The sequence below is a fragment of the Methylocystis suflitae genome (assembly GCF_024448135.1).
In the GTDB taxonomy this organism is placed as follows: Bacteria; Pseudomonadota; Alphaproteobacteria; order Rhizobiales; family Beijerinckiaceae; genus Methylocystis; species Methylocystis suflitae.
In genome coordinates this window covers 1-15,115 of sequence record NZ_JAMRYX010000083.1, presented here as the reverse complement: position 1 = coordinate 15,115, position 15,115 = coordinate 1, and the positions used below count along the sequence as shown (strand labels likewise).

General features: G+C 62.9%; 18 protein-coding genes. 7 read left to right on the top strand and 11 right to left on the bottom strand.

The features are described from left to right. Nucleotides 1–78: 78 nt before the first annotated feature. The 9 genes from NEI07_RS06780 to NEI07_RS06740 form a co-directional block, all read right to left on the bottom strand. Nucleotides 79–264, bottom strand: coding sequence for a YgaP family membrane protein (locus NEI07_RS06780; RefSeq protein ID WP_256033581.1), 186 nt, complete (start codon nt 262–264; stop codon nt 79–81). A gap of 91 nt (nt 265–355) precedes the next feature. Beyond that, the gene (gene cydX / locus NEI07_RS06775; RefSeq protein ID WP_018406347.1) at nt 356–457 is read right to left on the bottom strand and encodes a cytochrome bd-I oxidase subunit CydX; all 102 of its coding nucleotides are present in this window, start codon (nt 455–457) and stop codon (nt 356–358) included. 17 nt (nt 458–474) lie between these two features. Continuing rightward, nucleotides 475–1,614 (bottom strand): cytochrome d ubiquinol oxidase subunit II, encoded by a 1,140-nt coding sequence (cydB, locus tag NEI07_RS06770; protein ID WP_256033580.1) that lies wholly within the window; start codon nt 1,612–1,614, stop codon nt 475–477. Between the two features lie 14 nt (nt 1,615–1,628). Then, entirely contained in the window at nt 1,629–3,203 is a 1,575-nt protein-coding gene (locus NEI07_RS06765; protein WP_256033579.1) for a cytochrome ubiquinol oxidase subunit I, read from the bottom strand. A 19-nt stretch (nt 3,204–3,222) separates the two neighbouring features. Continuing rightward, complete coding sequence (gene cydP, locus NEI07_RS06760) at nt 3,223–3,381, bottom strand: cytochrome oxidase putative small subunit CydP (protein ID WP_256033578.1); 159 nt, start codon at nt 3,379–3,381, stop codon at nt 3,223–3,225. A gap of 53 nt (nt 3,382–3,434) precedes the next feature. Then, the gene (locus NEI07_RS06755) at nt 3,435–4,718 is read right to left on the bottom strand and encodes an NAD(P)/FAD-dependent oxidoreductase (RefSeq protein WP_256033577.1); all 1,284 of its coding nucleotides are present in this window, start codon (nt 4,716–4,718) and stop codon (nt 3,435–3,437) included. Between the two features lie 98 nt (nt 4,719–4,816). Beyond that, the gene (locus NEI07_RS06750) at nt 4,817–5,506 is read right to left on the bottom strand and encodes a Crp/Fnr family transcriptional regulator (protein ID WP_256033575.1); all 690 of its coding nucleotides are present in this window, start codon (nt 5,504–5,506) and stop codon (nt 4,817–4,819) included. Nucleotides 5,507–5,573: 67 nt separating this feature from the next. Beyond that, nucleotides 5,574–5,774 (bottom strand): YgaP family membrane protein, encoded by a 201-nt coding sequence (locus NEI07_RS06745; protein ID WP_256033572.1) that lies wholly within the window; start codon nt 5,772–5,774, stop codon nt 5,574–5,576. Continuing rightward, a complete protein-coding gene (locus tag NEI07_RS06740; protein WP_018406354.1) occupies nt 5,771–6,130 on the bottom strand; it encodes an ArsR/SmtB family transcription factor in 360 nt (119 codons plus the stop codon). Before NEI07_RS06740 ends, NEI07_RS06745 begins: the two co-directional genes overlap by 4 nt. Before the next feature lie 169 nt (nt 6,131–6,299). Here NEI07_RS06740 and NEI07_RS06735 point away from each other — a divergent pair, with 169 nt between their 5' ends. The 5 genes from NEI07_RS06735 (at nt 6,300) to NEI07_RS06715 (ending at nt 11,597) form a co-directional block, all read left to right on the top strand. After that, nucleotides 6,300–6,539, top strand: coding sequence for a high-potential iron-sulfur protein (locus tag NEI07_RS06735; RefSeq protein WP_256033570.1), 240 nt, complete (start codon nt 6,300–6,302; stop codon nt 6,537–6,539). Nucleotides 6,540–6,668: 129 nt separating this feature from the next. Continuing rightward, nucleotides 6,669–7,658 (top strand): efflux RND transporter periplasmic adaptor subunit, encoded by a 990-nt coding sequence (locus NEI07_RS06730; RefSeq protein WP_256033568.1) that lies wholly within the window; start codon nt 6,669–6,671, stop codon nt 7,656–7,658. Continuing rightward, nucleotides 7,655–10,888 carry an efflux RND transporter permease subunit gene (locus NEI07_RS06725; protein ID WP_256033566.1) on the top strand — a complete coding sequence of 1,078 codons (3,234 nt, stop codon included), beginning with the start codon at nt 7,655–7,657 and terminating at the stop codon, nt 10,886–10,888. The genes NEI07_RS06730 and NEI07_RS06725 overlap by 4 nt, the downstream gene beginning before the upstream one ends. Further along, nucleotides 10,885–11,238: a carboxymuconolactone decarboxylase family protein gene (locus NEI07_RS06720; RefSeq protein ID WP_256033565.1), complete on the top strand. Its 354-nt coding sequence runs from the start codon at nt 10,885–10,887 to the stop codon at nt 11,236–11,238. Before NEI07_RS06725 ends, NEI07_RS06720 begins: the two co-directional genes overlap by 4 nt. Nucleotides 11,239–11,255: 17 nt before the next feature. Beyond that, nucleotides 11,256–11,597: a rhodanese-like domain-containing protein gene (locus NEI07_RS06715; RefSeq protein ID WP_256033562.1), complete on the top strand. Its 342-nt coding sequence runs from the start codon at nt 11,256–11,258 to the stop codon at nt 11,595–11,597. A gap of 224 nt (nt 11,598–11,821) precedes the next feature. Here the strand turns inward: NEI07_RS06715 and NEI07_RS06710 are convergent, their stop codons facing one another. After that, complete coding sequence (locus NEI07_RS06710) at nt 11,822–12,406, bottom strand: carbonic anhydrase (protein WP_256033560.1); 585 nt, start codon at nt 12,404–12,406, stop codon at nt 11,822–11,824. Between the two features lie 212 nt (nt 12,407–12,618). Here NEI07_RS06710 and NEI07_RS06705 point away from each other — a divergent pair, with 212 nt between their 5' ends. Then, on the top strand, nt 12,619–13,503 hold the full coding sequence (locus tag NEI07_RS06705) for an alpha/beta fold hydrolase (RefSeq protein WP_256033557.1): 885 nt from the start codon (nt 12,619–12,621) through the stop codon (nt 13,501–13,503). Next, a complete protein-coding gene (locus NEI07_RS06700) occupies nt 13,500–14,363 on the top strand; it encodes a patatin-like phospholipase family protein (protein WP_256033555.1) in 864 nt (287 codons plus the stop codon). Before NEI07_RS06705 ends, NEI07_RS06700 begins: the two co-directional genes overlap by 4 nt. A 77-nt stretch (nt 14,364–14,440) precedes the next feature. On the opposite strand, the gene NEI07_RS06695 is transcribed toward NEI07_RS06700, so the two are convergent. Continuing rightward, entirely contained in the window at nt 14,441–14,887 is a 447-nt protein-coding gene (locus NEI07_RS06695; RefSeq protein WP_407659857.1) for a nucleoside deaminase, read from the bottom strand. Nucleotides 14,888–15,115 lie beyond the last annotated feature (228 nt).

Below are 15,115 nucleotides of genomic sequence, written 5' to 3'. Positions count from 1 at the left end.
TGCTCGTTCCATCTTCGCGCCGTGACCTGTGCGCGAGACGGATTTACTTGCCCGAGGACTGCCGACCGACTTGCCGATTTACTTGCCGAGCGTATCCATGCCCAGAAGCTTATAAGCGGGGCAGAAGTTGACGAAGGCCGTGGTCAGCGGAATGAGCCCGACTAGTCCCCACAACGTCTGCGGACCGATGAAGACGAGGCTGAGCAAGAGGAGTCCGGCGACGATGCGGATGATCCGATCGGTCCTTCCGATATTGGCTATCATGACGAGCTCCCTTCTCTGCGGCGACTGTAATCTCAGGCTATCGCCTCGCGTGAGATCGCACAGCGACTAAGTCTCGCTTGAGGCGCGGCTGCTATTTCTGCCTGTCGTCGTCGTCGAGCTCGAGCCACATGGCGTTGAGAATGGCGAAGGCGCAGGCGAGACCCAGCCCCAATATCCAGGAAAAATACCACATGCCGCGTTTTCTCCCGCTCAATAGTAGTAATCTTCGCCGCGACGGATCGCCGCCTCGCTCACAGCGCCGCGCAGCACGTAGTAGACCCAGCTGGTGTAGGCAAGGACGATCGGCAGAAAGACGATCACCGCGATGAGCATGAGCGAGAGCGTCGCTTTGCTCGACGACGCATCCCAGACCGTCAGGCTTTGGCTCGGGTGGGTCGATGACGGCAGCAGGAACGGGAACATGCTGAAGCCCGCCATGGTCGCGACGCCCGCGACCGAAAGGCTGCTGGCGAGAAACGCGATCCTGCTCGCCGAGAAGGCGAAGGCCAACGCCGCAACGAGCGCGCCCGCGTAGGCCAGCGCGGGCGCAGCGATCATCCAGGGGTAGGCGCGGTAATTGTCGAGCCAGGCGCCGGCTTCTCGCGTCACCGACTTCGCCAGCGGATTCGAAGGCCCGGCATGTTCGATGACGCCGTCGATGCGAAATCCTTCGACGCCCAGCATGGTCCACAGTCCCGCAGCGGAAATGAGCAGAACCAGCAGGATCGCCGCGAGCGCGCCATATCGGCGGGCGCGGACGGAAACCTCACCCTCGCTTTTCACGCTCAGCCAGGCGGCGCCCTGCATCGTGAGCATCGCTACGCTCACGAGGCCGCAGAGCAAGGCGAAGGGATTAAGCAGACCAAGGAGGCCGCCCTCATAGGTCGCGCGCAGCGCCTGATCGAAATGGAACGGAACGCCCTGCAGAAGATTGCCGAAGGCGACGCCGAAAATCAGCGCGGGGACAAAACCGGAGACGAAGAAGAGCCAGTCCCAGGTCTCGCGCCAGCCGCTCTCCGGTCTTTTGTCGCGGAAGGTGATCGCCACCGGCCGCAGAATGAGGCCGATCAGCACCAGCAGCATCGCAAGATAGAAGCCGGAGAAGGACACCGCATAAAGCGGCGGCCAGGCCGCGAAGGCGGCGCCGCCGCCGAGAATGAACCAGACCTGGTTGCCTTCCCAGACGGGACCGATCGTGTTCAGCGTCACCCGCCGCTGCGTGTCATTGCGCGCAACGAAAGGATGCAGCATGGCGACGCCAATGTCGAAGCCGTCCATGACGGCGAAGCCCACGAGCAGGACGCCGAGAATCGCCCACCAGATGAGGCGAAGCGTCATATAGTCGAACATCGCTTTCGCCTTTCCTATCGCGTTTGCGCCGGCGCCGGCGCGGGAATCACGGGCGCGCCGGAGCCCTGGGGCTTGGCCTCCTCCCGCGGTCCAATGCGGACATATTTGACGATGAGCCCAACATCGATGATGGCCAGCGCGCTGTAGAACAGCACGAAGGCTGCGAGGCTCGCCGCGACGTTCGACGCGGGGATGTTGGAGACGCCGAGGAACGTCGGCATTGTCGCGTCGATGATCCACGGCTGCCGGCCATATTCGGCGACGATCCAGCCGAGTTCGGCGGCGACCCATGGCAATGGCAAGCTATACATGGTCATGCGCAGGAACCAGGGTTTCCCGCAGCGTCGTCGGCTCGAGAGGTAAAAGGCCACACCGAAGAGCGCGATGAAATAGAACCCCAGCGCCACCATGATTCGGAACGACCAGAACAGCACCGGCACGTCGGGGATCGTCGACATCGCCGCTTCATGGATCTGCGCGTCGGTCGCATTCTCGATGTCGGGGCGAATGCGCTTGACGAGCAGCGAATGGCCGACGTCGCGCATCGACGATTCGAGTTCCGGCGGCACGGCCGCGTTGGGATGGCCGCCTTCTTTCGCGAGCCACTGATAGCCGGCCATGCCGTTGCGGATGCGCGTCTCCGCGCGCTCGACCAACGCTTTCACGCCTTCGACCGGCTTGTCGAGCGAGCGCGTCGCGATCAAGCCCAGGAGATAGGGTATCCTGATCTCGTCTTTCGTCGTTTCACTCTTGAGATCAGGAAAACCGAAGACCGTAAAGGAGGCCGGCGGCGGCTCCGTCTCCCACATCGCCTCGATCGCGGCGATTTTCATCTTCTGGTTCTCGCCCGCCGTATAGCCGCTCTCGTCGCCGAGCACGACGACCGAAAGCGCGGAAGCGAGGCCGAAGCTCGCCGCCACCGTCAGCGAGCGCCGAGCGATATCGATATGGCGACGGTTCAAAATGAAATAGGCGGCGATCGACATGACAAACATCGCGCCCGTGACATAGCCGGCGCTGACTGTGTGCACGAATTTCGACTGCGCCACGGGATTGAACAACACTTCGGTGAAGGACGTGAGCTCCATGCGCATCGTCTGCGGATTGAACGCGGCGCCGACCGGGTTCTGCATCCAGGCGTTGGCGACGAGGATCCACAGCGCCGAGAAATTGGCGCCGAGCGCGACGAGCCAGGTGACGACGAGATGCTGCACCTTGCTTAAGCGTTTCCAGCCGAAGAAGAATAGGCCGACGAAGGTCGCCTCGAGGAAGAAGGCCATCAAGCCTTCGATGGCGAGCGGCGCGCCAAAAATGTCGCCGACGTAATGCGAGTAATAGGCCCAGTTGGTGCCAAACTGAAATTCCATCGTGACGCCGGTGGCGACGCCCATGGCGAAGTTGATGCCAAATAGCGTGCCCCAGAATTGCGTCGCCTCGCGCCAGACGGTGCGCCCCGTCATCACATAGACGCTTTCCATGATCGCGAGCAGCAGCGCGAGGCCCAGCGTCAACGGCACAAAAAGGAAGTGATACATCGCCGTCAGCGCAAATTGCAGGCGCGAGAGCGTGACGACGTCGAATTCGAACATTTTGAGCTCCTGATCGATGTCAGCGCGGCGCGGTGGCGGACAGCGCTTCCGCCATCTGCGCCGGCGTCACCTTAATGCGATGCGCGGGGCCGAAGAACACAACGTAGAGCGCGATGAGCGCCAGCAACTTGAACCCAAGCGCAATGGCGATCTCGCGTCCTAATGGTCTTGTGCCCATCGACTCATCCCCCAGCGTTGCATGCCCTAGCCTTGCATGGCTGCGGCGCAGCCTTATGACAGGGCGCGGCGCAGCCGTTCGATGCCGAGCAGTTTCATGATATACCGCTCATAGACAGGCTCGCTCTGTCCCTTGCGGACCTTGCGCAGGAAGTATTTCTCATAGGCGATCTTGGCGAGATGCACCCACCGCCCCTCGCTCGACCAATTGACGTTGCGCGGCGGAATCTGCGGCTTTGCGACGAAGGCGACGCCCTTGTCGCCGAAATCCGCTAGGCAAACCGCATTCCACGTGCCTTCTTCCTTTGCTTCGCGCCCCGCGATCAGCGCGGCGATATTATGCGCCGTCGCCGTGACCATCGACTCGATCATGTAGCCGGTCTTCGGCGTGCCCGTCGGCACCGGCGTCGCCTCGACAGGCGGGATCGCAACGCAGACGCCGACGCCGAAAACATTTCGGTACTTCGGATTGCGCTGATTCTTGTCGATGATGACGAAGCCGCGCGGATTGACCAGTCCCTCGACGCCCATTAGCGCGTCGACGCCTTTGAAGGCCGGCATCACCATGGCGAATTTGAACGGCACTTCGTGCTCTTTCTTGACTTGTCCCTGGTCGTCGAGCTCGGCGCATTTGAGAAGGCCAGGTTCGACGGCGGTCGTCTTGGCGTTGACGATCCATTTGATGTCGCGATCGCGAAACGCCGATTCGAGCATCCCTTTCGTATCGCCGACGCCGCCCAAACCCAGATGGCCGACATAGGGCTCGGACGTGATGTACGTCATCGGCACCTTGTCGCGGATGCCGCGCCGACGCAGGTCGGTGGAAAGGATCATGGCGTATTCATACGCCGGACCAAAGCAGGAGACGCCGGGCGCGGCGCCGATGATGATCGGGCCGGGATTCTTGCAGAACTCCTCATAGGCTTTCGATGCGATCTCGGCATGTTGCAGGGTGCAGATCGAATGCGTGTGTCCGCCATGCGGCCCAAGTCCCGGCAATTCCTCAAAGGCGAGTTTCGGCCCGGTCGCGATAACGAGATAATCGTAGGCGACGCTCTCGCCATTCTGCAGTTCGAGACGGTTTTCGTCAGGCAGAACGCGCTTCGCGCCCACCGGAATGAAATTGATCTTCTTCTTCTTGAAGACAGGCGCGAGCGGAACCTTGAGTTCTTCCGGCTTACGCCATTGCACCGCGAGCCAGGGATTGGACGGCGTGAACTGGAAGTTCTCGAGTTCCGAAACGACCGTGACCTGATGTTGTTTGGCGAGTCCCTCGCGAACTTCGATCGCGGCGGCGACGCCGCCGATCCCGGCGCCCATGATGACGATGTGAGCCATTTCAGTCTCCCCTTTGCGCTTTGCGCGTATTAAGTTTCGCGCTGACGGTTGCGCTCATTGGCGACGACATGCGCGCTTGTCGCGCGCATGTCCGCGACTTAGTCACGCTGCGCGTCGCAGAGCGAACGTAACGCCGCCAGATTGACGATCTCGGCGCCGCCGCGCGACAATTTTATCCAGCCGCAGCGCTCAAATGTTTTCAGCGTGCGGCCGACGACTTCGCGCGCAGTGCCGAGATCGGCGGCGAGCGCCTGCTGCGTGGCAGCGATCTTGTCGCCTGCGCCGCGCAGCGCGAGAAGACGTTCGGCCAAGCGAACATTGATACGCGTGCAGACGATTTCCTCGATGCGCGACATTAGCGTGGCGAGACGCTTGCCGTAGCCCTCGAACACCAGCCCACGGAAGCCTTCGGACGTGTTCATCAGCGCGTTGAAGCGATCGGCGGACACGACATAAGCGGTGACGTCAGTTTCAGCGACGCCCTCGGCGGCGTAGGCGTCATCCGAGAGCAGCGAGGCTGTCGTCAGAATGCAGGTTTCATTCGCGCCGACCCGGTAGAGCACGATTTCCCGACCCGATTCGGTCACCCGCTGCACCCGCACGGAGCCCGTGACGATCAGCGGAAATTGCGCGCAGCGATCGCCGGGCCGAAACAGCACGGCGCCGCGCGGGATGTGCTTACGTACGGCGGCCTCGCGCAGAAGCGTCTTTGTCGCCGCGTCGAGGCTGCGCAAGGAGGGCGTTTCGTCGACCCAGTCGGACGGCATCGTCTGCCCTTTGTCGCTCACGGATCCAAAGTCTTCACATAAGCGCGCTGCGAACGGTTAACGCGCCTATGCTGAACGTCGACGACGTCTAGAAGGCGGCGCCCGATTTGGCGCCGTATCGCTTCAGCGCCATCGCCAATGGGCAGAGGCCCGTGAAGGCCGCCTGCAACAGATTGACGCCGACGAAAGCGGTGAGCAGGAGCCACCACGGACTGAACAACTGCGCCAAGAGCAGACTGAGGAGGATCATGGTCCCGGCGAAAGCCATAACGATGCGATCAATGCTCATCGCGTGAGTTCCTTCGATTTGGCGCGCGCGCGCGGTTTGGCCGGCTTGCCGCACTGCTCGGCGCAGAACATTTCATAGAGCAGTCCGATGATCCGCGAGACATTGCCGTCGGCCAAGGAATAGTAAATCGTCTGCGATTCGCGGCGGGTCTTGACGAGCTTGTCCTCGCGCAGCCGCGCAAGATGCTGCGAGAGCGACGATTGGCTGAGCCCGATCGCCTCCTGCAGCTTTGTCACCGAGAGTTCGCCCCCATGCAGCTGGCAGAGCACCATCAACCGATGTCGATTGGCCAGCGCCTTGAGAAAGCTTTCAGCCTCCGCAGCTTTTGGCGCGAGCGCAAGCAGATTTACATTCATAGTTTCTAAATTATGATTATTGAATATAATTGTCAAGACGGAAACGCGCGCCAAGACCGACGCCTCACGAGCGATATGTCGCATTCATTCGGAAGGCCGCGCTTGGTATATTACGTATATCTAATTTAATTGAGACGTCCAGATCGGGCGAATTGGCCGGGAGGCTCGAATGGTTGAAATTCACGCGCCGACGCGTCGCTCATTGCTTTTGATGTTGGGCGCCGCCATCGCAGGGGTTGGCGCAGCGACGAGGGCGCAAGCGAAGTCGAGCAAGGCCGCCGCCGCCTATCGCGGCGCGCCAAACGGCCGGCAAAGCTGCGCCAATTGTTCCTACTTCAATCCGCCCTCGGGGTGCGGCGTAGTGAGCGGCCCCGTCAGCGCGCGCGGCTGGTGCAACCTTTGGGGCTGACAAAATCTCACCCGGAGAGTTGGAGGGCGGCGCGCCGCCCTTTCCGTTTTTTATAGGGACAGGTTCGCACGCATTAAATTCGTCGTTGCTAATTTATGTTTTATGCATATAAATAAGCACATGAGACAAATGGGCCGCTCTTATCTTGCGCCGACGGCGCTCCTCGCAGCGCTGGCTTATGCCTTGGGCGTTTCCTTGGGCGCGAATGCCGGAGAGATCACGATCCGGGTCGCCCCAGTGGAGGACCTCAAGGCGGTCGTCGCCTCGGTCGAGCCGGCGCATCAGTTGACGGCGCGGGCGCGGATCGGCGGCACGGTGAGCGCGCTCAAGATCAAAGAGGGCGATGACGTCGCCGGCGGCGCCGAGATCGCTTCGGTCGTCGATCAGAAGCTTTTTCTGCAGATGCAGGCGCTCGATCAGCGCATCCGCTCTCAGCAGGCGCAGCGCGAGAAGGCGCAGGGCGATTTCGACCGCGCGCAGGAACTGTTTCGGCGCGGAGTCTATACCAAGGCGCTGTTTGATCAGGCGAAGACGGCGCTCGACGTCGCCGACCGCAACCTCTCGGCCCTGCGCTCCGATCGCAGCGTGATTGAACAGCAGGCGGCGGAAGGCTCGGTGCGCGCGCCGGGGCCTGGCCGCATCCTCACCATCCCGGTTTCCGTGGGGCGCGTTGTCATGCCGGGCGAAACCATCGCGACGATCGCCGAAGACAAATATATCCTGCGTTTGCAATTGCCCGAACGTCACGCGCGTTTCATGCGCGCCGGCGACAAGGTCGAGATCGGCGCGCGCGGCCTGCACGAAGAAGCGGGCGGCGGACGCAAGCAGGGTCGCGTGCGCATCGTCTATCCCGAAATTCAGGGCGGCCGCGTCATCGCCGACGTCGACGTCGTCGGGCTCGGCGACTATTTCGTCGGCGAACGGGCGCGCGTTTACGTCACGACGGGGAAGCGCGACACGATCATCATCCCGCGCAACGCGGTCTATCGACGCGCCGGCGTGGATTTCGTCCGACTCGCCTCCGGCGAAGAAGTCGTCATTCAGCTTGGCGAAGCGCACGGCGACGGCGTCGAGATTCTTTCCGGCCTCCATGACGGCGACGTGGTGTCGACGCCATGAGCGATGAATTTCGCCCCGGCATTTCCGGCACGCTGACGCGCATCTTCATCAATTCGCCGCTGACGCCGCTGCTGCTGCTCGCCTCGATCCTCGTTGGACTGATCGCGCTGCGCTCGCTGCCGCGCGAGGAGGAGCCGCAGATCTCCGTGCCCATGGTCGACATTATGGTGTCGGCCAACGGCTATAAGGCTGAAGACGCGATCGAACTCATCACGCGCCCGCTCGAGGACATCATCAAGGGCGTCAACGGCGTCGAGCATGTCTATTCGCAGACGCGCGACGACAATGTGGTCGTCACCGCCCGCTTCTTCGTCGGCACCCCGCAAGACAACGCCGTGCTGCGCATTCACGACAAGATACGCGCCAATATCGGCGAGCTGCCGAAGGGCATTCCCGAGCCGCTGATCGTCGGCCGCGGCATCGATGACGTGGCGATCGTCGTGCTGACGCTCTCCGCGAAGCCCGAGCGCGCCGACAGATGGACCGACAACGGCCTCTATCAAGTCGCCGAGGAATTGCAGCACGACCTCACCAAGGTCAATGACGTCGGCTTAAGTTACATCGTCGGCGGCAGTCCCAATCAGATCCGCGTCGAACCCGATCCCGAGCGCCTGTCGCAATCTGGGGTGACGCTCAATCAGCTCATCGACAAGCTGACCAACGCCAACCGCTCCTTTCTCGTCGGCGCGTTTCGCGAGGCCAATCGCGCTGTGCCGGTCGTCGCCGGCCAGACCCTTCAAGGCGTTCCCGATGTCGGCCTGCTGCTGCTCACCACGAGAGACGGACGGCCGGTCTATGTAAAAGACGTCGCCGATGTGCGCGTCGGCGCGGCCGAGCCCGACCGGCGCAGCTGGACCATGACCCGCAACGCAGCGGGCGGTCTCGATAAGCGTCCCGCCGTCAGCATCGCCATCGCGAAGCGCAGGGGCGCCAACGCCGTGATCGTCGCCGACGAGATCATGCATCGGCTCGAGGCGGTCAAGGGCCGCATCGTCCCCGACGACATCGAGATCGCGGTGACGCGCGACTATGGCGAGACGGCGACCGAAAAGGCCAATGAGCTGCTTTTCCATCTCGCGCTGGCGACCGTGTCGATCGTCGCGCTCATCGTGGTGATGGTCGGCTGGCGCGAGGGCGTCGTCGTCTTCGTCATCATCCCGACGACGATTCTGCTCACGCTCTTCGCCTCATGGCTGATGGGCTATACGATCAATCGCGTCAGTCTTTTCGCGCTCATCTTCTCGATCGGCATTCTGGTCGACGACGCCATCGTTGTCGTTGAAAACATCGTGCGCCACTGGCATATGCGCGGCTCCCGCAGCCTGATCGACACGGCGGTGGAAGCCGTGGCGGAAGTCGGCAATCCGACCATCGTCGCGACGCTCACCATCGTCGCCGCGCTGCTGCCGATGATGTTCGTCTCCGGCCTGATGGGGCCCTATATGAGCCCCATTCCCGCGAACGCGTCGCTCGCGATGATATTTTCGTTCTTCGTCGCCATGACAATCACGCCCTGGCTTCTGCTCAAGGTCGCCGGCAAGCGTTTCGCGCAGGAGGGCGGCGACGGCGTCGATCATGCGCATGAACGCGGCCCCATGGGCAATTTCTATGTGCGCGTCGCGACGCCCTTGCTGAAGGGCCGCAAGCGTTCGCAGTGGTTTCTTGCGGCCGTCGGCCTCGCGACGCTTCTCTCCATGGGGCTTTTCGTCACGAAAACCGTCCGCGTGAAGCTGCTGCCTTTCGACAACAAGTCGGAGATCGCGGTCGTCGTCGATCTGCCGCGCGGCGCTTCTCTCGAAGAAACGGATCGGGTGCTGACGGCGGCGGCCGAACGTCTGAAGGACATCCCCGAACTTACCTCGGTTCAGTCCTATGCGGGCGCGGCCGCGCCGTTCAACTTCAACGGTCTCGTGCGGCATTATTATATGCGCAAGGCGCCGGAGATGGGCGATCTGGCGATCAATCTGCAGCCGAAGGCCGAGCGCAGCCGCGCGAGCCATGCGATCGCGCTCGACATTCGCAAGCGGCTCGAAGGCCTGCCCGCGCCGGAGCATACCGCGATCAAGGTCGTCGAAGTGCCGCCGGGCCCGCCCGTGCTGTCGACGCTGCTCGCCGAAGTCTATGGTCCGGACGCGCAGTCGCGGCGCGATCTCGCGGCGAAAGTGCGCAAGGCTTTTGACGCGGTCGATTTCGTCGTCGATACGGACGACAGCTTCGGCCAGCGCGCCGAGCGCCTGCGCTTCGAGATCGATCAGGAAGCCCTCGAATATCATGGCGTCGAAGAGCGCGCCGTCTACGACACGATCGGCGCCCTGGTCGGTGGCGTGAAGATCGGCTTTTCGCAAAAAGGCGGCGGCGCGAAGCCCATCGATATTTCCGTGGCGTTGCCGCGCGGGGCCATGACGCCGAGCGAAAGAATCCTGTCGACGCCGCTGCCCGCCGGCGGCACCGCGCGTCAGGGCGCCAATGTCGAACTCGGCGACGTCGTCAAGGCGACGCGCGAACAGGGCTCCTATCCGATTTTCCGGCATAACGGCCGCTTCGCCGAAATGGTCAGCGCCGAAGTCGCCGGACGTTTCGAAGCGCCGATCTATGGGATGCTGGCGGTCGAAGACGAGATCAACAAGATCGATTGGGGCGTATCGGGCGCGCCGACGATCAAATATCACGGCCAGCCGCTCGATGATTCCAAGCCCACACTGCTCTGGGACGGCGAGTGGGAGGTGACCTATGTCACCTTCCGCGACATGGGCGCCGCCTTCATGGTGGCGCTGCTCGGCATCTATCTTCTTGTCGTCGCGCAGTTCGGCTCGTTCAAACTGCCGTTGGTCATCCTGGCGCCGGTGCCGCTGACGCTCGTCGGCATCGTCATCGGCCATATCCTGTTCAACGCCGCCTTCACCGCCACCTCGATGATTGGCTTCATCGCGCTCGCCGGAATCGTTGTGCGCAATTCGATCCTGCTCGTCGACTTCATCCGGCATTTGCGCGCCCGCGGCATGAGCTTGCGCGCGGCGCTGATCGAAGCGGGCGCCGTCCGCTTCAAGCCGATATTTCTCACCGCCGCCGCGGCGATCATCGGCGCGGCCTTTATCCTTACCGATCCGATCTTTCAGGGCCTCGCCATTTCGCTGGTCTTCGGCCTCGCTTCGTCGACGGCGCTGACCCTGCTCGTCATCCCCGCGATCTATGTCGTCTTGCGCGACGACGAACAAAGGAGGGCCTCATGATCGAAGACTGGGCGGCGCTCGCCAAAAAGCTCTCCGCCGACATAAGAGAATTGCGCGTCGGATCGCCCGAGGTCATGAAGGCCTTTTCGGCGATGGCGATCTCGGCGGGCGCGCAAGGCGCGCTCGACGCCAAGACAAAGGAACTGATCGCGCTTGCGGTCAGCGTCGCGGTGCGCTGCGACGATTGCATCGCTTTCCACGCCAAAGCCGCGTCACAGCGCGGCGCGACGCGCGAGGAGGTGATGGAGACGCTCGCCATGAGCATCTACATGGGCGCCGGACCGTCGGTGATGTATGCGAGCCACGCGCTCGCCGCCTTCGCTCAGTTCGACGCCGAAAAGCAAGCCTGAGAAGAAAGGAACGAACAATGGCTTTTGGCTCTCTCCTATCGAAACTCGCGGGCGGCGGCGCGGCGCCGACGATCGAACATGACGATTTCTGCCGCGTCGTTGCGGACAAATCCTGCGCGATCGTCGATGTGCGCGAGCCGCACGAATATGGCGCCGGCCATGTGCCGGGCGCCAGGAACATGCCGCTCTCGGGCTTCGATCCCGCAAAGCTTCCGAAGGGCGACGTCGTTCTCATTTGCCAGGCCGGGGGACGTTCGGCCAAGGCGCTGGCGCAGGCGCAAGGCGCCGGACGGAAGGATGTCTGTCACTACGCGCCGGGCACCGGCGGCTGGCGCGCCCGCGGCGGCGCGGTGGAGTGAGTTGAAATGCTTGCGAGCGTCTCGGATGTCATTCCCGACGCGCGCTTTGCGCGCGATCGGGAATCCAGAGCAACCCAGCGTCTTTGAACCGGCTCTGGATTCCCGGTCAGGCCTTCGGCCCGCCGGGAATGACATTCGCCCAAGCGAACAGAGTAGCCTGAACGCGTATCAGCTCGTCATTGCGCAGCGACGACGCGCAATGACGAACCTCGCGATGAGGCGGTTTACGCGGCCTTGCCGAGCTTGGTCGCTTCCGCGACTTCGTTGATCTTGCCGGTCTTCACATCATAGATGTAGCCGTAGATCGGGATGTTCTTTGGCACCAGCGGGTGCGAGCGGATGCGCGCCACGTCCTGCGCGACGCTTTCCTCCTGATTCTTGATCGTGTGCCATTTGATGAAATGGCCGGCCGAGCAGCCGCCGCCATGTTGCGGATTCGACCAGTTCTTGCCGTCGAAACTCGCCGTCGCGAGATTATCATCCAGCAAATCGCTCATGATCTCGTCGCAGAAGAGCTCCATGCCGCAATTGGTGTGGTGAATGACAAACCACTCCTTGGTGCCGAGCAGCTTGTGAGAAATGACGAGCGAGCGAATCGCGTCGTCCGAGGCGCGACCGCCGGCGTTGCGGATCACATGCGCGTCGCCTTCGGAAAGCCCGGCATATTTCGCGGGATCGAGACGCGCGTCCATGCAGGTCAGGATCGCGAAGCCGCGCGCCGGCGGCAGCGCAAGTTCGCTCTTGCTTCCAAAATTGGCGGCGTAGGCATTGTTCGCCGTTACGACCTCGTTGACGATCTGGCTTGCCATGTGGCTCTCCCGTGTTGCCGTGTTGCTTTGCAAATTTTTTTTTGACCTTTCTCAACATAGAAGCGCTTCAGCTTCCTTTTCAAGCAGACAAGACGCACGATCTTCGTGACATAGTCGCTTGACGATCCGCGATATATATTTCGGGAGCGTCGGCGCTGATACTGTATAACGTTCGCGCAGACATGCACGTCCAAGGGAGATGGTTGTAACGAATGTCCGATTCCGCAGATTTTTTTCCTGGATTCGCTTCGCATTGGATCGATGCGCCGGCTGGCAAGATATTCGCCCGCGTCCACGGCGAGGGTCGGGCCGTGGTTCTGTTGCACGGGTTCGGCGAGACGCATGTCGCCTGGCGCAAAATTGCGCCGGCGCTCGCCAAGCGTTTCACCGTCGTTGCGATGGACCTGCGCGGCTATGGCTGGTCGGCGGCTCCGGCGAGCGAAAAGGGCGAGCAGTATACGAAACGGGAAATGGCCGCCGACGTCGTCGCGGTCATGGAGTCGCTCGGCCATGTGCGCTTCGCGCTCATCGGTCACGACAGGGGCGCGCGCGTCGGCCAGCGCCTCGCGCTCGATCAGCCCGGTCGGCTCGATAAGATAGCGCTCATCAATATCGCGCCGATTGACGATGACTTCGGCGATGGGGATCTGCAGCGCGTCGGACGCGCGCGCTTCCTGGCGGCTGACGCGCCCAAGCCGGAAGAGCTGATCGGGCTCGATCCGATCGGATTTCTCGACGATGCGCTGATGAACGCAACCAAGGCGAAGTCGCTGGAGCCGTTCGGCGCGGAGGCGCTCGCCGCCTATCGCCAGGCCTTCAACGACCCGGCGCGCATTCACGCCTTCTGCGAGGATTTCCGCGCCGGCGCCACTATCGATCGCGAGCAGCTTGCGGCCGATAAGGCGGAGGGAAAGAAACTCGCCATGCCCACGCTCATCGTCGCGGGCGCCGCCACCTTTCCGGCGGCCGGCCCCTCGCTCGTCGCGGCGTGGCGCGAATGGGCCGACGATATCGAAGAGGCGCGCGTCGACTCCGGCCTTTATTCGATGGAGGAGGCGCCGGCAAAGACGCTTGCCGCCCTGGAGAATTTCCTGTGAGCCTCTATCGCGGCAAGACCGTCGCGCTCGCCCTTGGCGGCGGCGGCGCCCGCGGGCTTGCCCATATCTGCGTGCTCGAAGCGCTCGACGACCTCGGCGTGCGGCCGGTCGCCATCGCCGGCGCCTCGATCGGCGCCATCGTCGGCGCCGCTTATGCCGCAGGCTTCTCGGGCGCGGAGCTGCGCGCCCACACCCAGGCCATACTCAAGAACCGCATCGGACTCGCGCGCCGGCTGCTTCATGCGCGGGCGCGGGGGCGAAAGCGGCTGCTTTCCCGCGTCGCGCATCCGCTGCTGTTCGACGGCGAGCGCTTTCTTCACGCCTTCTGGCCCCAAGGCATGCCGGAACGCTTCGAAGATCTACGCATTCCGCTGCAGGTCGTCGCGACTGATTTTCGTCGCCGCATCGAGGCGGTTTTCGCCACGGGCCCGCTGAGCCCCGCCGTCGCCGGATCAATGGCGATCCCGGGCATTGTGCGGGCCGCCGCAAGCGATCACGGCTATTTCGTCGATGGCGGATTGGTCAATCCGCTTCCCTACGATCATCTGTGGGGCCTTGCCGACATTGTCATCGCCGTCGACGTCTCCGGCAATTTCGGCGTCGAGACCGGCAAGGGGCCGCCGTCCGCCTTCGAGACGATGATCGTCGCGAGCCAGATCATGATGAACGCGATCAGCTCGCGCATGATCGCCGAGCGGCCGCCCGACGTGCTCATCCGACCGGAAGTGCATCAATATCTCGCGCTGGACCTCTTCAAGGCGTCGCGCATTTTCGCTGCCGGCGACGCCTGCCGCGACACGCTGCGCCAGGGACTGGCGCAAGCGGCGCTGCGGTTAGAGGCTCGGAGCAGGATCGTTTGAGGCGGATCGCAGATCCGAACCGCTTTAAACGTGAATCTGCTCCACCCCTAAATCAGAGCGTTTTCGCGAGCCGCGCGCTAGCGCCGCGCCTGAAAGAATTCGCGAAGGAGCAGCGCCGCCTCGCTTTCGCGAATGCCGCCATAGACTTCAGGCCGATGATGGCAGGTCGGCTGCGCGAAAAACCGCGGCCCGTGCTCCACGCCGCCCCCCTTCGGATCGCTTGCCGCATAATAGAGCCGCCGAATGCGCGCGAAGGAAATCGCAGCCGCGCACATGGCGCAGGGCTCGAGCGTCACATAGAGGTCGCAGTCGACGAGGCGCTCCGAGCCGATCGCGGCGCAGGCTTGGCGAATCACAAGCATTTCGGCGTGCGCCGTCGGATCGCGATCGCGCAGCGTGCGATTGCCGGCGGCGGCGATGATTTCGCCATTGCGCATAAGCACTGCGCCGACCGGAACTTCGCCCGCCGCCGCCGCCGTCCGCGCCTGCTCGAAGGCGGCGCTGAAAGGGTCCTTGCCATTCATTTGCATCTCTTAAGCAAACCCCGCTTCAAAGCGCGCTTGGCGCCTGCTATCAGAACCCATGACCGAAAAGAAACGAAATACCCGCGCCGGCTCCCCCGGCGGCGATCGGCCCTTGCGCCGTCCCGCCAAGAAGACGCCGGCCGCACATGCGGCGCGCGAAGACACAAGGCCAGCAAAGCCTCGCTTCGACAAACCTCGCCTGGACAAACCTCGCTTCGACAAACCTCG